The organism is Gordonia soli NBRC 108243 (genome assembly GCF_000334455.1).
GTDB classification, from domain to species: Bacteria; Actinomycetota; Actinomycetes; order Mycobacteriales; family Mycobacteriaceae; genus Gordonia; species Gordonia soli.
In genome coordinates, this window is record NZ_BANX01000050.1 from 1 (window position 1) to 21,560 (window position 21,560).

The window sequence follows — 21,560 nt, forward strand, 5'->3', positions numbered from 1 at the left end:
TCCGCAGCCGCTGCGCAAGAAGATCGCCGACATCCTGGATCAGGTGTACCGCGAGGCGGAGGACGAGGTGGCGATCGGCGGATCGGGACGGAACTCCAGCCGTGGACGTCGTGCGCAGGGAGAGGTCTCCAAGGCGGGCAGCGCCGGGGTGATCGAGAAGCGTGACGTGTCGGCCATGCCACGGGCCGAGCTGGCCGATCTCGTCGCCCAGCTCACCGACCAGATGATGAGCGCGGCCCGCGACCTGCAGTTCGAGTTGGCCGGCCGACTCCGCGACGAGATCGCCGACCTCAAGAAAGAACTCCGAGGTATGGACGCGGCCGGGATCAAGTGAGCCTCGCGGCGCAGGTCAGCGCTCGGCGGTGCGTGTGACATCGGCAACTCGCTGTGCCGATCACCACGATCTGCGGACAAACACGGCGGGCGCGAACTAATCTGCCGATTCGAGGGACTTAGAGTGTGTGGGGATGGCACCTGCCCGGTATCGGGGTGGGGTCGAAAAACTCGTGGAGGTTGGGATGAGCGCTTACCAGACGATCGTCGTCGGCACCGATGGCTCAGAGTCATCGCTCAAGGCGGTGGACCGTGCCGGGGCGTTGGGCGCGGGGGCCGGTGCGAAGGTGATCATCGCCTGTGCGTACTTCCCGAATGAGCGGGGAGTCGGCGAGGTCTCCGATGTGTTGAAGGACGAGGCCTACCAGGTGCAGGGTTCCTCACCCACCGAGGAGATCCTGCGGACCGCCAAGGAGCGCGCCCAGCGCGCCGGCGCAACGACCATCGATGCGCGCTCGGTCAAGGGCGCCCCGGTGGACGCGCTGCTGCAGCTGGTCTCCGACTCGCGCGCCGACCTGCTCGTGGTCGGCAACAAGGGACTGAACTCGATTGCCGGGCGCCTGCTCGGCTCGGTGCCCGCGGACGTCGCCCGCAAGTCGGCGTGCGACGTCCTCATCGTGCACACGACGTAGTTCGACGTGCTCGCGCGGGTGTCGCCTCGGCGGCACCCGCCTACGCTCGTCTGACGGGCATGTCGCGTTGTGGACGCGCATGAGGGGACCGTCAGATGAGACCGACAGCCGTTCGGCGCCGCATTTCCGTGTCGGCTGATCGGGTGAATCCGTCACTTCGAGGGGGAGGAAACGTGTGGTCGGAGTTGCCATAAGTTACTGGTGAGTCACTGAGTGACTCCAGTGGTCATTGGCTTGGCGCAGTATGCATCTGGTGTTGGGAGGCACCGTTGCGGGCGTGTATCACTTCGGGCGAAGTTGACGATAGAACACGTATGATTCGAGGTCCTTCGGCGGTGGCTTCGGTGGCTGAGCCATGCCGATCGGGGGGAGCCGCGCTGCGGCATGGACGTCAGGCAAGGCATGGATGGATCTGACAGCGTCAGGGCTGTTGAACGCGGGGTGGACGGTGTCGTCGACGCCGATCTGATCGATCTCACAGCTGCCCAACGGGCCATGTGGTTCGCAGAGAATCTGGACGACGAGCACTCGATCACGGTCGCGCACTATCTCGACATCACCGAAGACGGCCGCGCCTTCGATCACGCTCTGTTCCGCCGCGCCGTGCTCGAGGGCTCGCGATCTCTGGAGACCGCCTACACCCGCATCGTCGAGGTCGACGGCATCCCGAAGCAGTTCATCGACGCGGCGGCGCCCTTCGACGTGGTCGACGTCGACCTGCGGGACGCCACGGATCCGGTGGCCGCGGCACAGGCGTGGATGGCTGCCGACCACCAGCGGCCGATGTCGCTCACCGACGATCCGGTGGCGGTCTCCGCCTTCCTCCGCGTCGCCGACGATCGGACCTTCTGGTACCTGCGCGGTCACCACATCGCCTTCGACGGCTACGGCGCACTGGTCGGTCTGCACGAGGCGGTCGGCCGCTACAACGCGTTGCTCGCCGCAGGCGCCGAGCATGTCGCGCCGCGACGGGCCTCGATCGCCGAGGTGGTCGCCGACGACGCCGCCTATCGGCGCAGCACACGGTTCCGTACCGACGCCGAACACTGGGCCGTCCGGGCCGCCGATCTCCCCGAACGTGTGAGTCTCGCGGCGCATCCGACCGCCGGACGCCTCACCAACGGGACCCGGGTGGCGGCAGCCCACCTCGACGAGCGTCTCGAGCGCGGATTGCGCAGATGTGCAAACGATCTCGGCGCATCGGTGGCCGCAGTGCTCACCGGTGCGTTCGCTGCGTACCTTGCGCGGATGACCGGCACCGACGACGTGGTGCTCAGTCTGCCGGTCACGGCGCGGACGACCGCTCGCGTGAAGTTCTCCGCGGGCATGGTCTCCAACATGCTGCCGCTACGGATCGACAGGGCGGGCGCGGCGACCTGCGCGACGATCATCGGGGCGGTCACCACGGAGATCACGGCGGGACTACGGCACCAACGGTTCCGATCCGAGGACATCCGGGCCGCCGCCGGGTTCGGGGACACCACGGGCACCGCGTTCGGCCCGCTGGTCAACCTCCTCCTGTTCGATCGTCCGATCGACATCGAGGGGGCGAGCGTCGGGTACCACATGTTGTCGGCCGGGATCGTCGAGGATCTCGCCCTCAACGTGTTCGCCGCGGGCCCCGACGCGCCGTTCGAGGTCGGTCTGCATGCGAACCCGACGCTCTACGGCCAGGGCGAGCTCGACCGACACCGGCGGCGACTCCTCCACGTGGTCGAGCAATTCGTCTCCGATCCGGAGCTGCCGATCGCCGATCTCGATCTGCTGTTGCCCGGCGAGGCAGCAGAACTCGCTGACCGTGGTCGCGGTACCGCGACCACGGTGGCGGAAGAACACGTCCTGGCGGGATTCGACCGACAGGTCGCCCTCACCCCGTCCGCGCCCGCGCTGAACTTCCGCGACACCGACCTCACCTATCGCGGGTTCGCCCATGCGGTCGATCGCTTCGCCGGTCTGCTCCGCGATCGCGGGGTTGCGCCGGGAACCCGGGTGGTCGTCGAGCTCGATCGGTCGCCGGAGCAGGTCGCCGCGATCTACGCGACTCTCCGACTCGGCGCGGCCTACGTGCCGCTCCATCCCGAGGAACCGGCAGAGCGTCGAGCGGCGATCGTGGGGGCGGTGGCGCCGAGCGTGATCGTCGATCGGGCGTTCGTGATCGAGGCAGAGGTGGACGTCCTGGCCTGGGGGAGTGCGTCGGTGATACCGCGGACGGGTGCACCGCTCGCGGCCGTGTCGGCCGCGTCGCCGGCGTATGTCATCTTCACTTCCGGCTCCACCGGCACCCCCAAGGGCGTGGAGATCGGACATCACGCACTCACGCAGCGACTCTCGTGGATGGCCGACCAACATCCGATCGACAGCCGCGACGCGGTGCTCTACAAGACGCCGGCCACCTTCGACGTCTCGGTGTGGGAACTCCTCTGGCCGCTGCGTACCGGGGCGCGGATGGTGATCGCGGAACCGGAGGGACATCGCGACCCCGAATACCTGAGTCGGGTCATCTCCTCCGCCGGTGTCACGGTCCTGCATTTCGTCCCGTCCATGCTGGACACCTACCTCGACGTCGTGCTCGCCGACGGCGCGACGGACGCTCTGCCGTCGCACGTCCGGTGGGTGTTCACCTCCGGTGAGGCGTTGTCCGGCGTGGTCGCCGAACGGCTCCGGTCGTCGTCCTCCGCGATGCTGGTGAATCTGTACGGCCCCACCGAAGCAGCGATCGACGTGACCGGGCACCGCGTCACCGGTGAGCACGCATCCGTACCCATCGGACGGCCGGTGCCCAACACCGGAGTCCGTGTCCTCGACGGTCGACTGCGTCCGGTGCCGACCGGAGTTGCGGGAGAGCTGCACCTTCTCGGCCCGCAACTGGCGAACGCGTATGTCGACGCCGCCGCTCTCACCGCGGGACGGTTCGTCGCCGACCCCCTCGGAGCAGACGGTGCCCGGATGTACCGGACGGGTGATCTCGTCCGGTGGACCGACGACGGTCTGCTGGAATACCTCGGACGGACCGACCACCAGATCAAGATCCGCGGCCAACGCGTCGAGCTGGGGGAGATCGAGGCCGTCGTCGAAGCCCATCCGTCGGTCGATTCCGCCGCTGTGATCGTGCGCGCAGATCTGGGTTCCTCGCCGGCCGTCGTCGCATATGTCCGCTCGGCCGATCCCACTGTCGGAGCCGCTGATTCCCGTGATGCGCTGACCGCCGACTCGGTGCTCTCCTGGTGTCGGCGCCGCCTGCCCGGCCACATGGTGCCGGTCGCGGTGGTGGTCCTCGACCGGTTCCCGACGACTCGCTCGGGAAAACTCGATCAGCGAGCCCTACCGTTACCTCAGGTGGCCGACGAGCAGCGACCGTTCCGATCAGCGGTCACCCCGATCGAGGAATCGATCGCCGCGTTGGTCGGAGAGGCCCTCGGTCTCGACCGGGTCAGCATGTCCGACAACCTGTTCGCGCTCGGCGCCGACTCGCTGGCCGCGGCGCGGATGGTCGCGAGAGCCCGTGTCGACCACGGGCTGACAGTGGTCCTGACCGACGTGTTCGACAGCGACGACCTCGCCGAGCTGGCTGCTCGCGCCCGTCCGATCGCCGGTGCGCACGCACTCGATGCGCCCGCGCGGCGCCGGCCGGATCGTATTCCGCTGTCCCAGACACAGACCCGGCTGTGGTTCCTCAACCGGATGGCGCCGGGTGAGTCGACGTACAACATGTCCGGGGCCGTGCGTCTGACCCAACCGCTCGACCGCGCGGCGCTGCGGGCCGCGACCGTCGACGTGCTGACCCGCCATGAGACCCTGCGCACGGTCTTCCCGTCCGTGGACGGTGAACCCGAGCAGCGAATCCTCGACCCGACACAGGCCATCGCCGTGATGGACGCCGCGAGCATCCCGATCGGGCACCTCGATACCGGTGACGCGGAGGGCGCGGTGGCCGGGCTGTCGGCTGTCGGGTTCGATCTCGCCGAACAGATCCCGTTCCGGGTCCACGGTGTGGACGACGGTCCCGGCGCCGATGCCGGGGATGTCGTCGTGGTGGTCGTCCATCACATCGCCGCCGACGGTCACTCTCTCGGACCGTTGATGCGGGATCTGATGTACGCCTACGAGTCCCGCCGTTCCGGTCGTCCCCCCGGCTTCACCCCGTTGTCGACGCAGTACGCCGACATCGCGCTCGACTGGGCCGACACGCTCGGGACCCCCGACCGGCCGTCGCAGGCCGTCGTCGACGGATTGGCGTTCTGGCGCGCTGAACTGCACGGCGCCCCCGAGCTCCTGCAGCTCCCCACGGATCGGCCTCGGCCCCGGGTCATCTCCACCGAGGGCGCCCACCTGGACGTAGGCCTTGGCGCCGACCTCACCACGGGCATCCGGGCGCTTGCCATGGAGGCGCACGCGACGGTGTTCGCGGTGTTCCAATCCGCTGTGGCGCTCACCCTGGGACGACTCGGTTCTACTGACGACGTCACGATCGGCACGGCGGTCGCTGGTCGTGATCATCCCGCTGCGGCCGACCTCGTCGGCATGTTCGTCAACACGGTGGTGCTGCGGACCCGCATCACGCCCGAATCGACGGTGCGTGACTTCATCGCCACCGCGCACCGCCGGAGCGCGCATGCTCTGAGCCACGCCGACATCCCCTTCGAACGCATCGTGGACGCCCTGGCTCCGCAGCGTTCACCGTCGCATTCACCGCTGTTCCAGGTGGCGCTGACGGTCGCGCCGGATGTCGTCACCGAACTGCGCCGCTGGCCCGGGACCGCCGAGGTGCTCGATGCACGCGTTCCCGCGGCCAAGTACGACCTGACGTTCTCCGTCGTGGACCGGACCGACATCTTCGAGATCGAGGTCTCCTACGCCACCGATCTCTTCGACCCGACCGGTGTCGAAGAGATCGCCGACCGTCTGCGATTCGTGCTGGCGCAGATGGTCGCCACACCTGCCTCACGCATCGCCGCGATCGATCTCGTCACCCCGGAGGAGTTGTCGGCGTCGACGAGCGACTCCCGCTCGGCCACGCCCGAGACCACCCTGGCCGACCTCGTCGCAACCGGGATGGCGGCGGGCGATCCGCACGTGCCCGCGCTCACCGGAGAGGTCGCGCTGTCGCGTGCCGACCTGACGGTCACGACCACGCAGCTCGCCCACGCGCTGATCGACGAGGGTGTCGGCCCCGGTGACGTGGTGGCGGTGAGCATCCCGCGATCACACCGGTCGATCGTCGCGCAACTGGCGGTCGCGATGACAGGCGCGGCCTTCGTGCCCATCGATCCGCGGTTACCGGTCGTGCGTCGGGCGGACATGGTGTCCGACAGCGGCGCCCGCCTGGTGCTGACCCTCGCCGCAGATCCCGGCCACGGCGATCTCGGAGTGCCGGCGTGGACGCTGGACGACCTCGAATCGGAGCTCCGGTTCGCCGGCCGGCCGACACGTCCGGTCCGGCCGGTCGACCGGAGGCGTCCGATCCATGTCGACGACGCCGCGTATCTCGTCTTCACATCCGGCACCACGGGTCAGCCCAAGGCCGCGGTGGTGACCCACGCGGGTCTGGCAGCCCTGGTCGCCGAACAGCGCCGACTGTTGGGCGTGACCTCCGCTTCCCGTGTGTTGCACGTCGCCGCACCGGGTTTCGACGTCGCCGTGTTCGAGCTGATCCTCGCCGTCTGCAGCGGCGCGCAACTCGTCATCAGTCCGGCAGACGTCTACGCCGGCCCGGCCCTCGAGGCGGTGATCGCCCGCCATCGGGTCACCCATGCCGTCATGACCCCGACAGCCCTCGCGACTCTCGATCCGGCAGCGGTCGCAACCGTCGAGGTGATGATGACGGCAGGGGAGGCCTGTCCACCGGAGCTCGTCGACCGCTGGGACCGCCCCGGCGTGCGGCTGCTGAACATGTACGGGCCCGCCGAGGCCACCATCTGGGACACCGTGAGCGCGCCGCTGCGGTCGGGATGTCCCGTGACGCTCGGGGGCCCGATCGACGGAATCGGGATGCGCATCCTCGATCCGGGCCTGCGACCCGTGCCCGACGGTGTGATCGGCGAACTGCACCTCACCGGTCGTGCGCTAGCCCGGGGATACCAGAGCCGGCGTGGTCTGACCGCCACCCGGTTCGTCGCCGACCCGTTCCGATCCGGTGAGCGGATGTACCGTACCGGAGATCTCGTCTCCCGCACCGTCGATGGTTCACTGGTCTACCACGGCCGCAACGACTTCCAGATCAAGCTCCGCGGGATGCGGGTGGAGCCGGCCGAGATCGACGCCGTCCTCGCCGCTCACCCCGACGTGGATGCCGCGGTCAGCGTCGGTGCGCCGACCCCGTCCGGTGATGTGGTGTTGGTGTCCTACGTGGTCGCGGTGCCCGGTAGCAGTCCCGCACCCGAACAGATCGTCGACCACGCCGTCGCGCACCTGCCCGCTCACCTCGTACCGCACACGGTGCGGGTGCTCGACTCCTTCCCGCTCACCATCACCGGCAAGGTCGACCGTCGAGCCCTCCCGGCCGTCGAGATCTCGCCCGCGCGTGAGTACGTCGCACCGCGCAGCCGGATGGAGACGGTCGTCGCACGCGTCTTCGCCGACGTTCTGGGGCTCCGCGAGGTGAGTGTCCACGACGGATTCTTCGAACTCGGCGGCAACTCGCTGTCGGCGACCAAGGTCACCTATCGGGTCGAGCAGCAGATCGACCGTCGGGTCCCGCTCGCGGTGCTGTTCGAGAACCCGACAGTCGCGAGCTTCGTCGCGGCCCTCCGGGACGTCCAGGGTGGGTCGACACGCATGCTCACTCCGCGCCCGCGGTCGCACATCGTCGAGCTGTCGGGTGTGCAGCGCGGTCTCTGGTCGCTCAACCAGGCCGACCCGACCTCGCCGGTGTACAACATCGGTCTCACCCTCGAGATCGACGGTGATCTCGACGTCGCCGCGATGACCGGCGCTCTCGGTGATCTGATCGGCCGACACGAGTCGCTGCGAACCCGCTATCCTCTGCACGAAGGTATGCCGGTCCAGGTGATCACGCCGCCGGACGACGCGGTCCGAGCCTTCGCGGTGCCGGTCCGACCGGTGGCCGAGGCCGATCTCGACGCGGCGGTGACCGCGGTGGTGGAGCCGGGCTTCGATCTCACGGTCACCTGCGCGGTGCGCGCCGAGATCCTCGCCGTGAACCCCGATCGGCACGTCCTGGTCTTCGTCATCCACCACATCAACGCCGACGGCGCATCCCTCGCGCCGTTGGCCCGCGACCTGGTGGTCGCCTATGGCGCACGCACATCCCGACGCGCCCATGGGCTCACCCATCCGCCGCGCATCCAGTTCGCCGACTACGTGCTGTGGCACGCCGACAGACTGGCAGAGCGTGGCGATGACGGTCGGACCGAGCAGGAACGTCAGCTCGAGTACTGGGGCAGGCGCCTCGCGGGAGCGCCGTCGTCGTCGACCATCCCGGCCGATCGCCGGCGCACCGACGGCCCGGTGCACGCCGGTGGCCTGGTCGAGATCGACATCCCCGCGGAGACCGCGACGATGGTCGAGCAGCTCGCCCGGGTCAACAACAGCACGGTCTTCGTGGTCCTGCACGCCGCCCTCGCAGTACTGCTCGCCCGGTTGTCGGGTCGCGACGACGTGGTCGTCGGGACGCCCTTCGCCGGGCGCGACGACCCAGCGCTCGACGCGATGGTGGGCATGCTCGCCACCACGATCCCGCTGCGCACCCGTATGCGTTTCGACGAACCGTTCGACGACCTGCTCCGTCGGGTCCGTACCGAGGACGTCGCCGATCTGGCGCACTCCGACGTGTCCTTCGACCAGATCGTCGACCACCTCGCGCGAGCCGGTGGCCCGGTGTCCCGGTCGGCAGGGCGCAATCCGCTGTTCGGCGTGATGATGTCGTTCCAGAATCTCGAGCTGCCGACCATCGAGCTGGACGGTCTGCGTGTCAGTCCGCGACCGCCGAGGTCGATCCCGGCCAAGGTCGACCTCGAGTTCCTGATCTTCCCCGGCGATTCCGACGGGGTCCAGCGTCGCGGCGCGCTGGGCGGGCGGGTCGTTTACGACACCGACCTGTTCGATCGGATCACCGTCGAGCGGATCGTCGCGCGCTACCGGCTCCTGCTCGCCGACATCGTCGCGGACCCCACACGGGCGGTCGGCGACCTGATGGTCTGGCTGCCCGAGGAATCGAGGTCAGGGCCCGGCGTCTCTGATGACTCCGCCGATCCGGATGATCCGCGTCCACTGCACGAGTTGGTGAGCCACGCCGCGGCCCTGGAGCCCGGCACACTGGTCGAGACCGATTCGGCGGTGGCCGATCTCGCCGACATCGAGGCGACCGCGGTCGCGATGACGCTGTCGGTTCCCGACGAAGACCCGGCCGAGGGACTCGTCATCGCGGTCACCACCCTGTTGCAGGACACCGGGTCCGACGTGGACGACCTCCTCGCACGGGTGCGGGCGGCGGCGCTGTCGGTCATCGCCGCACACGGCGGATCCCCGACCGTCACGCGTAACCGGGTGGAGCCGGCGTGACTCCACGAGCTCCGGCGTCCGGTCGGTCGACGATGTCCCGATCACCGTTGCCGCCACGGCTGATCGCCGTCACGGCAGCGCACGCTCCCGACGCCGAGGCGATGGTCGGGGCCACGGGCCCGATCACCTTCGCCACGCTGCATCGTCGCGTTGCGGCGGCCGCGGCCACCCTCACGGCCCGCGGCGTCGACCCTGCTCCGGCGGTCCGGGCGACCGTCACGGCGATGATGTCCCGAGCGGGCCGCAGCGGTGCAGATCTGGCACTGGCCGCAGAGGAGATCACGAATCGGATCGCCGAGCGGGCCGTCGAGGTACTCGGCACCGACGACTGGCAATCGCTGCCCGGTCTGTTCCGGCTGGCAGCGCGTGCCCGTCCGGACGCGGTGGCGCTCACCGACATCGGCGGCGGGATCACCTACGGCGAGCTCGACCGACGCTCCGACGACCTGGCCGCCGCACTCGCCGCGACCGGGGCGGGTCCGGAACGGCTCGTCGGAGTCGCCGTGCCGCGGACTACGGAGCTGCTGGTCACGTTGCTCGCCGTGCTCAAGACAGGTGCGGGCTACCTGCCCCTCGACCGGACGCACCCGGTCACCCGATTGCGGACGATCGTCGAAGACGCCGCGCCGGTGACGATTCTCGCCGATGCCGAGACCGTTGACGCCTGGACCGGCGAGATGCCGACGAGCGTGATCACCGCGACGGACCTGCTGGCCGAGTCCGGACCGGCCGCAGCGCGCGCCCCGATCCGGATCGAGGCACACTCGTGCGCCTACGTGATGTACACGTCCGGCTCCACCGGCAGACCCAAGGGTGTGGTGGTCACCCACGACAACGTGATCACGCTGATCGCGGCACTCGACCGGATCGTCGACAGCTCGCCGGACGACGTGTGGTCGATGTTCCACTCGTACGCATTCGACGTGTCGGTGGGGGAGATCTGGACCGCTCTGGTCTCCGGCGGCCGTCTCGTCGTGCTGGACCACGAGACCACCCGCTCCCCGGATGAGGTGGTCGAGGTATTCACCCGCGAGGGCGTCACCATCGTCAACTTCACGCCGTCGTCGTTCTACCAGTTCGCCGGTGAGGTACGGCCGCCCCATGGCCGTCGAATACCGGAATCGGTTCGCCGACTGCACTTCTCGGGTGAGCTGCTCGATTACGAACACGTTCGTCGGTGGCAGGCCGACCGGGATGCCGATCGGTCTAGTACCCGTCCGGACGCCGATGTCGCCGGACCACAGCTCAACAACATGTACGGTCCCACCGAGACCACGGTGTACATGACGCGTCGGGAGCTGACACGAGAATTCGTGGACGACCTGCCCCCATCCGCCTCCGACATCGGTGAGCCACTGGACGGTTCACGCGTACACGTCCTCGACGCCCGTCTCGCGCCGGTCCCGGACGGTGTGCCCGGCGAACTCTACGTCGCCGGTGGTCAGGTCACCCGTGGCTACCTCGGACGGCCCGGGCAGACCGCCGGACGGTACGTTGCCGATCCGTTCGGACCGGCGGGCGGCCGGATGTACCGGACCGGTGACATCGGTATCCGGCGAGCCGGATCCATCGAATTCGTCGGGCGTGGGGACGGGCAGGTCAAACTGCGCGGGTACCGGATCGAGCTGGGGGAGGTCGAATCCGCACTCCTGGCCGTCGACGGCGTTGCTGCGGCAGGTGCGAACATCCACCGACGTGGTGATCTCGAGCAACTCGTCGGGTACGTGGTCGTCGAGGGGGCGGTCGACCGTGCCGGCACGGAGACGTCCCCCGGAGAACACACTGCCGACACCCATGCGATCGGCGACCCCGAGGTGATCCGCGGGCGAGTGGCGTCCGCGGTTCCCGAGTACATGGTGCCGTCGACCGTCGTCGCCCTGGACCGGCTACCACTCACCGTGAACGGGAAGCTCGATCGCGCCGCACTCCCCGCCCCGGCGGTCGACCGCCCACGTGACGCGGTGGCACCGGCCACCCGCACCGAGTCGACGATCGCCGAGGTCGTCGGCGAGGTGCTCGACCTCGACACCGTCGACGTCGTCGCGACGCTGTTCGACCTGGGCGGCAATTCGCTGTCGGCGGCTCGTATCGCCGCGCGCGTCACCGACCGCCTCGGGATCGCGGTGTCGGCGCGCGACCTCTTCGTCGAGCCGTCCGTCCGTGGACTCGCGACCATCCTCGATGACCGCACCGACTCGGGCGATCTCACGCCGCCGCTCCGCCCGGCCGCGCGCGGAGTCCGTGGGCCGTTGTCACCCGCGCAGCAACGCATCTGGTTCCTGGAGACGCTCGACCCCGGAGGGGCCGCATACCTGATCCCGGCGGTCCTCCGACTGGCCGTGGATCACGGTGGATCCGTCGGACTCGATCCCACAGTCGTCGCCGCGGCGCTGGGGGATCTGGTCGCGCGCCACGAGATCCTCCGGACCAGGTTCGAGGTCACCGACGGGGTCCCGGAACAGGTGGTCGTCGAGCCGGCCGAGGCGCACACCGACATCGACGTCGTCACTCCGATCGACCTGCGGGGATCGGCAGAGCACGAGATCGCCCACACGATCGCCCAGATCACCTCGCAAGGCTTCGATCTCGCTGTCGGGAGCCCGGTGCGCGCCCGACTCGTCCGCGTCACCGACGACGAGTGGATCCTCGTCCTGGTCGCCCACCACATCATCAGCGATGGCGGCTCGATCGGGCCCATGGTCACTGACTTCGTCGATGCCTTCACATCGCGGACCGACGGTCGTGGCCCGCGCCGGCCGCCGTTGACGCTGCAGTACGCCGACTACGCGATCTGGCAGAAGGAGGTGCTCGGCGACGCCTCGAATCCGACGTCTCGCGCCGCACGCCAACTCGCATTCTGGCGTGAGCAGTTGGCCGGTGCGCCGGAGCTGATCGATCTGCCGATCGATCGACCGCGCGCGCCGGTGCGATCCGACGCCGGTGCCGAGCACGAGATCGTCATCCCGGGCGCGATCTGGGCGGACCTGCGGGACATCGCCGATCGTCACGGTGCCACCGTGTTCATGGCGGTACACGCGGTCCTCGCCGTCGCCCTCGCACGGTCGGGTGGCACCGACGACGTGGTCATCGGCACCCCGATCGCCGGACGTGGCGAGGAGGGGCTCGACGATCTCATCGGGATGTTCGTCAACACCCTCGCGCTGCGGACACCGATCCGTCGCGAACAATCCTTCGCCGACCTCCTCGCCGATGTCCGCGAGATCGACGTCGCGGCACTCGATCACGCCGACATCCCGTTCGAGAGTGTGGTCGAGGACCTCGCCCCGACACGTAGTACCGCGCACTCGCCGCTCTTCCAGGTGGCCCTCGCCTTCCAGAACGTCGACCACCCGGCCGTCGAGCTGCCCGGACTACGTGTGTCGGAGGTGGCGACACCGGTGACCACCTCGAAAGTCGACCTCCAGGTCACCGTGATCGATCCGCCGGGCCGGCCACGCGAAGCCGACACGCGGGTCGTGGTGACCTACGCGGCCGCACTCTTCGACCCGGGGACCGTCCATGCACTGGCCGAACGTCTCGTGGCCGTCGCCCGATCGGCGGCGGCCACCCCGGGGTGCGCGGTCGGCGACCTCGAGATCGGTTCGACGGACCGGGATCTGACCGGGGTCGTCGTCGGTCGCTCACCGGCCCGACAGCCGGTGCCCCTGTTCGACCTGCTGGGTGATGCGATCGCCGAGCACCCGAGGGCAGAGGCGGTCCGGGGCGGAGGTCTGGTCCTGACCTACGCCGATCTCGATCACATCACCGCCGAGATCGCCGCCGAGTTGTCGGTGTCGGGGGTGGGGCCGGGCACCGTCGTCGCGTTGGCGACGCCCCGGTCCGCGCACGGCACCATCGGTTTCTGGGCGATCGCGCGCAGCGGCGCGGCTCCGGCGCTCATCGATCCGGCTCATCCGGCGGAACGCATCCGCCACATGGTGGCCACGGTCGGCGCGACGATCGGACTGGCGCTCGACGCGGACCGCCACCACCTGCCCACGGGACCGACGTGGTGGGCGCTCGACGAGATCGTCGACCGGGCCCGGTCGATCGGCGGCGTGCGATCCGAGACCGCCGGCGATCGTCCACGGCACGGCGGGGCGCTGCGGGCCGACGTCGCTCCCGCGTCGGTGAACGCGAGACGATCCACCCTCGACGACACGGCCTATGTCATCTTCACCTCTGGCTCCACCGGCCGGCCGAAGGGCGTCGCGGTCCCGCATCGCGGGCTGGCGGCATTGGCATCCGACGCCCGCGAGCGGCTCTCCCTGGGCCCGACCTCCCGTGTCTTGCGGTTCGCGGCACCAGGTTTCGACGCCTCCGTGTTCGAGACACTGATCGCGGTCGCAGGTGCGGCGTCGCAGATCGTCGTCCCACCCGAGATCGTCGGTGGCGCGGAGCTCCGCGACCTGCTGTCCGCGGAGGCGGTGACCCATCTGGTCGTCACCCCGACCGCCTTGGCCACCGTCCCCGCTGCGGATCTGCCCGATCTCGCCGTCGTCTGCGTGGCAGGCGACGCCTGCTCGCCGGACCTGGTCCGGCACTGGGCGGTCGGCCGAACGATGCTGAACCTCTACGGCCCGACCGAGGCGACCATCTGGTCGACTGCATCCGAGCCCATGCGCGCCGATCGGCGGCCCGGGATCGGCGGCCCGATCGCCGGTGTGCGCGCGGTCGTCCTCGACGCGCGCCTGCATCCGGTGCCGATCGGGGTGGCCGGGGAGTTGTACCTGGCCGGCGCCGCGCTGGCCACCGGCTATCTCGGCCAGGCAGCCCGCACGGCAGAGCGGTTCGTCGCCGACCCCTTCGGCGCGCCGGGAGCCCGGATGTACCGGACCGGCGACCTCGTGCGGTGGACGCGTGGCACTGATGCCACCGACTCCTTGGAGTTCCTCGGCCGCAGCGACTTCCAGATCAAGATCCGTGGCTTCCGGATCGAACCGGGTGAGATCGACGCGGTGCTCGGAACCCACCCGGCGGTCGACTTCAGCACCACGGCAGGCGTCACCCATCCCACATCGGGGGAGACGGTCCTGGTGTCCTGGGTGCATGCGGCCGACGGCGTCGACCTCGAGCCGAACCGACTGTCGGAGCACGCGAGGAATTCGCTTCCGTCCCACATGGTCCCCGCGGCCATCGTGCCGATCGACCGGATCCCGCTGGCCACCACCGGCAAGCTCGACCGCGGGGCGCTCCCGTCCCCTGCCTTCGGAGCGGGCCCCCACGTCGCTGCCGCGAGTCGCACCGAGGAGACGATCGCACGCGCCGTCGCGGAGACGCTCGGACTCGTCGGCGAAGTGGACGAGGCCGTATCGGTGACCACCTCGTTCTTCGACCTCGGCGGCACGTCGTTGTCGGCGACCCGTCTGATGGCAAGCATCGCTGCCGGTACCGGGATCACCATCCCGGTACGCACCCTCTTCGAGACCCCGACCGTTCGCGGCTTGGCGGCGTTGGTCGATTCCGGATCGCCGGCGGAGTCCGTTGCCCTCCCGGTGCCGTCGGACCGACCGGTCCCGATCCCGGTGTCCTATGCGCAGCGACGGATGTGGTTCCTCAACCAGTTCGATGCCGACTCCGCGGCCTACGTCATCCCGGTGGTCGTCCGGCTCCGCGGCACGCTGGACGTCGATGCGATGCGATCGGCGGTGATCGACGTGGTCGGCCGCCACGAGGTCCTGCGGACCGTGTACCCGGCCACCACTGCGGACCGGACCGGCGAACCGGTGCAACACATCGTGGCGGACTGGCAGGAACTCCTGATCGTCGACAGCCGAACCGTGGACGCGGGCTCGGCCGACGTCGAGATCCACGCCGCGTTGACCGCACCCTTCGACGTGACGGCAGACCTCCCGGTGCGCGTGTCGATCCTGCGGATCGCCGAGGACGAACACCTGCTCGTCGTGGCACTCCATCACATCGCAGCCGACGGCGAATCGGCACCGGTGTTGGCCGCCGAACTGGGTACCGCGTACGCCGCGCGTCGGACCGGCACCGCTCCGATCGATCGACCGCTCGCTCTCCAGTACGCGGATTACGCTCTCTGGCAACGGCATCGGCTCGGCACAGCCGAAGAGCCGACCTCCGAGATGACCCGACAGCTCACTTACTGGCGCGATCGTCTCGCCGGGTTGCCCGACCACGTGCCGTTGCCCGTCGACCATGCACGCACGACGGCCGGTGACCGCCGGGCCGCGACCGCGCAGTGGGTACTGCCCGCCGGCGATGTGGGGGCACTCCGTCGGCTGGCCACCGATCACCGGTCGACCCTGTTCATGGTCCTGCACGCGGCGGTGACCGCCGCACTCGCCCGGATCACCGACACCTCGACGATCGCGGTCGCCACCCCTGTCGCCGGTCGGGGTCACGCCGACCTCGACGCGCTGATCGGTATGTTCGTCAACACCGTAGTGCTCCGGGTCGACATGGAACGCGACGAGACCGTGGCCCAGTACGTCAGACGCGTCACCGACCTCGACCTCGAGGCGTTCGCGCACGGCGAGGTCCCGTTCGAACGCGTCGTGGATGCCGTGCGGCCTCCGCGCTCCGACGTGCACGAGCCGCTGGCGCAGGTGATGTTGGTCCACACCGAGCGAACGGGGCTGCCCGCGTCGAAGATCGGTGATCTCGACGCCGAATTCGTGGCCGTCGCCGAAGAATCGGTGAAGTTCGACCTCACCGTCGGTGCGGCACTGCGCGACGACGGGGGCATCGACGGCGTGGTCACCGGCGCGGCGACGGTGTTCGAGCCCGCAACCCTCACGATGATCGCCGATGTCATCGCGAAAACCCTCACGGCTTTCGGCGGGCGACCCGACGTCGTGGTCGGCGACATCCCGGTGGTCGACGCCGACCGAGCCCGAGAGATCAGCGCCGGGCCCGTCGTCGCGCTGACACCGCAGACGGTTGCCGATGCGGTACTCGCGGGAGCCGCGATCGCCCCCGGCGCCGTCGCGGTCCGCTGTGGCGGCCGGCAGATGGATCACCGCGAGCTGGGTGCCCGGGTCGCGTCCCTGGCCCGCGAGTTGATCGCCCAGGGGGTCGGTCCCGAGGTTCCGGTGATCGTCGGTCTCCCGCGTTCGGTCGAACTGCTCGTGGCGGTACACGCCGTGATCGCGGCCGGTGGACAGTACATCCCCATCGCGCCGGATGTACCTGCCGACCGTGCACGGCACGCCGTGACCATCTCCGGAGCCCGGATCGCACTGCTCGGCGCCGACTCGCCGACATGGCTGCCGCACACCGGGCTACTCCCGATCGGGGTCGATGCCGGCGCGCCGGTCGAGGCGGCGGTGACTCCGGTGACCGACGACGAGCGCCGCTCGCCCCTGCTCCCGGACCACCCGGTCTACACGCTGTTCACCTCCGGGTCCACCGGGACCCCGAAGGGTGTCACCGTCAGCCATCGTGCCGTGCTGAACCGGATCCGCTGGGGAATGGACCGATTCGCCATCGGACCCGACGATGCGATGCTGTGGAAGACACCGGTGACCTTCGACGTCTCGGTCCCCGAGCTGTTCACCCCACCCGTCGCCGGTGGCTGCATCGTGGTCGCCGACGAGGACGCGCATCTCGATCCGCGCGCACTGGTCTCGACCATCGTCGCCGATCAGGTGACGACCGTGCACATGGTGCCCGCCCTGCTCGGCGTGTTCCTCGACGAGGTGGCGCGAGACCCGCGATCGGCATCGTCGCTGCGACACCTGTTCTGTTCCGGCGAGGCGCTACCGGTGGAGGTCGCCCGACGCGCGCGGGCCGAACTACCCGACGTCGCACTGCACAATCTGTACGGACCGACCGAGGCCGCGGTCGAGGTGACCTCGGTGACGCTGGACACGATCGGTGACGTGGTCCCGATCGGCGAGCCCGTGTGGAACACCCGAACGTACGTGCTCGACGACCGCATGCGGCCCACGCCGCCGGGAGTGGCAGGCGAGCTCTACCTCGGCGGTGTGCACCTCGCCCGTGGATACGCCTCCCGAGGTGCGCTCACCGCCGAGCGGTTCGTGGCGGATCCGTTCGGGAGCGGTGACCGTCTGTACCGGACCGGCGATCGCGTGCGCCGCATGCCGTCGGACCATCTGCAGTACTTCGGTCGCACCGACTTCCAGATCAAGTTGCGTGGGCAACGCATCGAGCCGGGCGAAATCGAGAGCGTGCTGTCGGCGATACCGGCGATCACGCACGCCGCTGTCGTCCCGGCCACCGCCCCCGGTGGTGCGGATCATCTGGTCGGCTATCTGATCGGTTCGCCGACAGATGCTCTGGTGGGTCTCGCCGAGTCGGCGGTGTCGGATGCCCTGCCCGTCTACATGCGGCCCACACACTGGGTGACGCTCGATCATGCTCCGGTGAACTCCGCGGGCAAACTCGATCGGAAGGCGTTGCCGCCGCCCACGTTCGACACGGACGAGTCGGTGGGCCGGGACGACGGACCGTCCTCCGAGGACGAGCGAGTGGTCGCCGAGATCGTCGCGGCCGTCCTCGGCATCGACGAAGTGCCGGTCACGACGTCGTTCTTCACATTGGGCGGGGATTCCATCGCATCGATCCGACTCGTGTCGCTGCTCCGCACGGCCGGGTACGACCTCACGCCGCGGGACGTGTTCGCGACGCCGACCGTTCGTGAGTTGGCGTCGAGCACCCGGACCGCCGGACGGCCGGTGCTGCCCGAACTCTCCGACGGGGTGAGCGGAACGGTGGCGTTGCCGCCCACCGTGTCCTGGATGCTCTCGCTCGCCGACGACGTCTCCGACATCGCCGACTTCTCCCAGAGCACCGTGGTGACGTTGCCTGACGAGATCGACGAGCCGGGCCTGCGGTCGATCGTGACCGGTGTGGTCGCGGCCCATCCGATGTTGACCGCGAGGTTGCGGTTCACCCCGGCCGCGCCGGACGCGGAGATCGTTGCCGGTGCGGGCGATCCGACCGACATCGAGGTCGCGATCGTCGACCACCCACCTGGTGCCGACCTCGACGATGCCGTCCTGGCCGCCCATGTCCGGGCTCTCGGCACCCTGTCGCCCACGACCGGACGTCTGGTCGCGGCGATCGGCGTTCGGGTGGCCGGCGGACCCGCCCGTCTCGTGCTGGCGGCCCACCACATCGGGGTGGACGCCGTGTCGTGGTCGACCATCGTCTCGGACCTGGCCGGAGCGTGGTGGTCGCAGCGGACCGGAGAGCCGCTGCGACCCACATCCGAGGGGACGTCGTTCCGGCGATGGGCGCGGGTGCTCCGGGACCTCGCCGGGCGTGATGACGAGGTCGGCTTCTGGTCGGCTCAGCTACCGGATCCCGCTGTCCGGCAGGTCGGTCCCGGCCTCGATGTCGACCGCGTCCGGGACCGCCAGTCGACCACCGTCACAGTCGAGCGGGTGATCGACGCGGGCCGCACCGAGCGGTTGATCGCCGACGTCGCACCAGGATTCGGCGGTCGGATCGACACCGTGCTGGTGGCGACCCTGGCCCACGCCGTCGCCGACGGTGACGCCGGCCCGCTCTCGGTGCTGCTCGAGAACCACGGCCGAGAAGAGGACGTCGCGCCCGGCGCGGACCTCGCCGAGACCGTCGGATGGTTCACGTCGCTGGTACCTCTGACGGTGGAGGTCCCGGGCCGCCCCGCGGCGCAGGCCACCGACGTGTCCGCCGGGCGCGATGACGCCGAGGCGGACGGTCGTGCGCTCGTGACGATGGGCAAGGCGGTCAAGGACGTTCAGGCGCGCATGCCCGACCACGGGATCGCGTTCGGGCCGCTCCGGTGGTCTCGCGCCGACTCCCTGCTCGCCGATCGTGCGTTGCCCGCGGTCACGGTCAACTATCTCGGAGCGCTGACCGCGCAGCGTGGCTCGGTGGCGGTCGACGACGCCGTCCATCGTCTCGGCGCATTCACGCCGGCGACCGACGCACCGGTGCTACCGCCCACGATCACCGGTGCGATGGTGACGACGGCAGCCCTCACCGTGACCGTCGGTACCGTCGCCACCGATCAGGGCCGCGAACTCCGTGCTCAGTTCACCGCGCCCGCAGGGCTGCTCGACACCGATGCGCTCTCCGCGCTCGCCGAGCGGTGGGACGACCGCGTCCGTATCCTGTCCGACCACATCGCGGCAGTCGGCGACCCGGGACCCAGCGAGACCGACGTCACCGCCACCGGGCTCCGGCAGACGGAGATCGACGAGATGCTCGCTGCGCACCCAGGCGGGCGACTCTGGTCACTCACACCGCTGCAGCAAGGCCTGCTGTTCGAGGCGGAGCGCGCGACCCGATCCGTCGATCCCTATGTCACCCAATCGGTCCTCGAGTTCGACGGGGAGCTCGCGCCGGACGCATTGCAGGCCGCGGTAGCACAGCTGCTGGACTGGAACCCGGTGCTGCGATCGACCTTCGTCCGCACGAGGGCAGGCCGACCGGTGGTGGTGGTCCCCGCAACCGCCGATCCCGACTTCAGCCCGGTCGACCTCCGCGATCTCGATGCCCTCGCCGCGACCCGGCGAGTGGAAGCGTTGGCCGCGGCGGATCTCGCGCGCCCGTTCCGGCTCGATAAGCCGGCTCCGATCCGGTTCACCGCGGTCGCACATCGGACTGCGGACGGCCCGGCGCACAGCCTGATCATCACCGCGCACCACCTGATCGTGGACGGGTGGTCCGGGCCGATTCTCGTCGCCGACCTCCTGGCAGCACATCTGGGTGCGGATCGGGTGAGCTCTGCCGCCGAGTTCTCGGCGCATCTGGACTGGCTCGCCGGGCGCGACCTCGTGGCGGCCCGCGATGCCTGGCGAACCGCGCTCGGCGGGACCACGCCGAGTCTCGTCGCCCCGGGGCGTACCGAGATGGGCAGCCTTCCACTCGAGGTGACCGTCGAACTCGACTCCGAGGAGTCGGCGAACCTGGATCGGTGTGTCCGTTCCCTCGGGACGACGACCAGCTCGGCGGTGCAGGCGGCCTGGGCGATCCTGGTCTCCCGGCTCACCGGTGACGAGCAGGTCGTGTTCGGCGAGACCGTGTCCGGGCGTCCGGCCGACCTCGACGGCGCTGACACGATGATCGGTCTCTTCATCAACACGATCCCGGTCGTCGCCGACGCCGACCCCGACAGATCTCTCGCCGCCCTCGTCGCCGACCTCCACGAGGCTCGCGCCGGCCTGCTGGACCATCAGTTCCTGGGGCTGCCGGACATCCTCACCGAGGCCGGTCATCCCACCCTGTTCGACACCCTCGTCGTCTACGAGTCCTATCCGGTCGACGCAGACACGGTGAAGACCGGCTCACGCGAAGCGGGGCTGGCGCTACGGGACGTCCGGACCCGGGACGCCACGCACTACCCGCTCGCGGTGACCGCGGCTCCGGGCGATGGCGGTCTCGCGTTGACCGTGAAGGCCGACGCCGAGATCTATGACCGCGATGCCGTGGCCGGGATCGCCGATGCGCTGCGGTCCGTGCTCCGGTCCATCGCCACCGAGCCGGACACCGTCATCGGCGACCTCGATCCCATGCCGCCGACGTCGGCCGCTGCGGTGGCGGGGTGGTCGGTGGGTGGTGCGGCGGTGGGTGTCGAGGTGTTCGGCGCGGCTGTGTCGGATGCCGGTGTGTCGGATGTCGGTCTGGTGGTTGATTCGGTTGCTGCGGTGGTTGCTGGTCGGGTGGGTGTGTCGCCGGGTGCGGTGGCGGTGCGGTTCGGGGATCGGGTGGTGTCGTATGGGGAGTTCGGCGCACGGGTCGCGGCGCTGGCGGACGAACTGCGAGCCGCAGGAGTGGTGCGGGGTACCGCGGTCGGGGTGATGATCCCGCGGTCGGTGGAGTTGTTGGTGGCGATCCATGCGGTGGTCGCTGCGGGTGGTCGGTATGTGCCGGTGGAGATGGACACGCCGGCAGAGCGTGTGGAGTACATGTTCGACACCGCCGGGGTGGCGCTGGTGCTCCTCGGTGCAGGTGCCGGAAACACCGATGACGCCGATGGCGAGCGAACGGAGTTGCCGGACCGGGTGGTCCAGCTGTTGGTGGAGTGCGGTGGGCCGGTGCCCGAGGGTGTCCCGTCCCTGGCCGCGGTGGTGCGCGCTTCCGGCGTGGGTGCCGACG

At 69.7% G+C, this 21,560-nt stretch carries 4 protein-coding genes; all 4 read left to right on the top strand.

Features of this window, described 5'->3' with window-relative positions; translation table 11 throughout:
* Positions 1-334: UvrB/UvrC motif-containing protein (locus tag GS4_RS24385; RefSeq protein ID WP_007625716.1), on the top strand; the 334-nt coding region annotated here is incomplete at its 5' end.
* 184 nt (positions 335-518) lie between these two features.
* Positions 519-965: a universal stress protein gene (locus GS4_RS24390; protein ID WP_007625717.1), complete on the top strand. Its 447-nt coding sequence runs from the start codon at positions 519-521 to the stop codon at positions 963-965.
* Between the two features lie 402 nt (positions 966-1,367).
* Entirely contained in the window at positions 1,368-9,485 is an 8,118-nt protein-coding gene (locus GS4_RS24395) for a non-ribosomal peptide synthetase (RefSeq protein ID WP_281169239.1), read from the top strand.
* Positions 9,482-21,560: non-ribosomal peptide synthetase (locus GS4_RS24400; RefSeq protein ID WP_157226764.1), on the top strand; the 12,079-nt coding region annotated here is incomplete at its 3' end. The genes GS4_RS24395 and GS4_RS24400, both read left to right, overlap by 4 nt.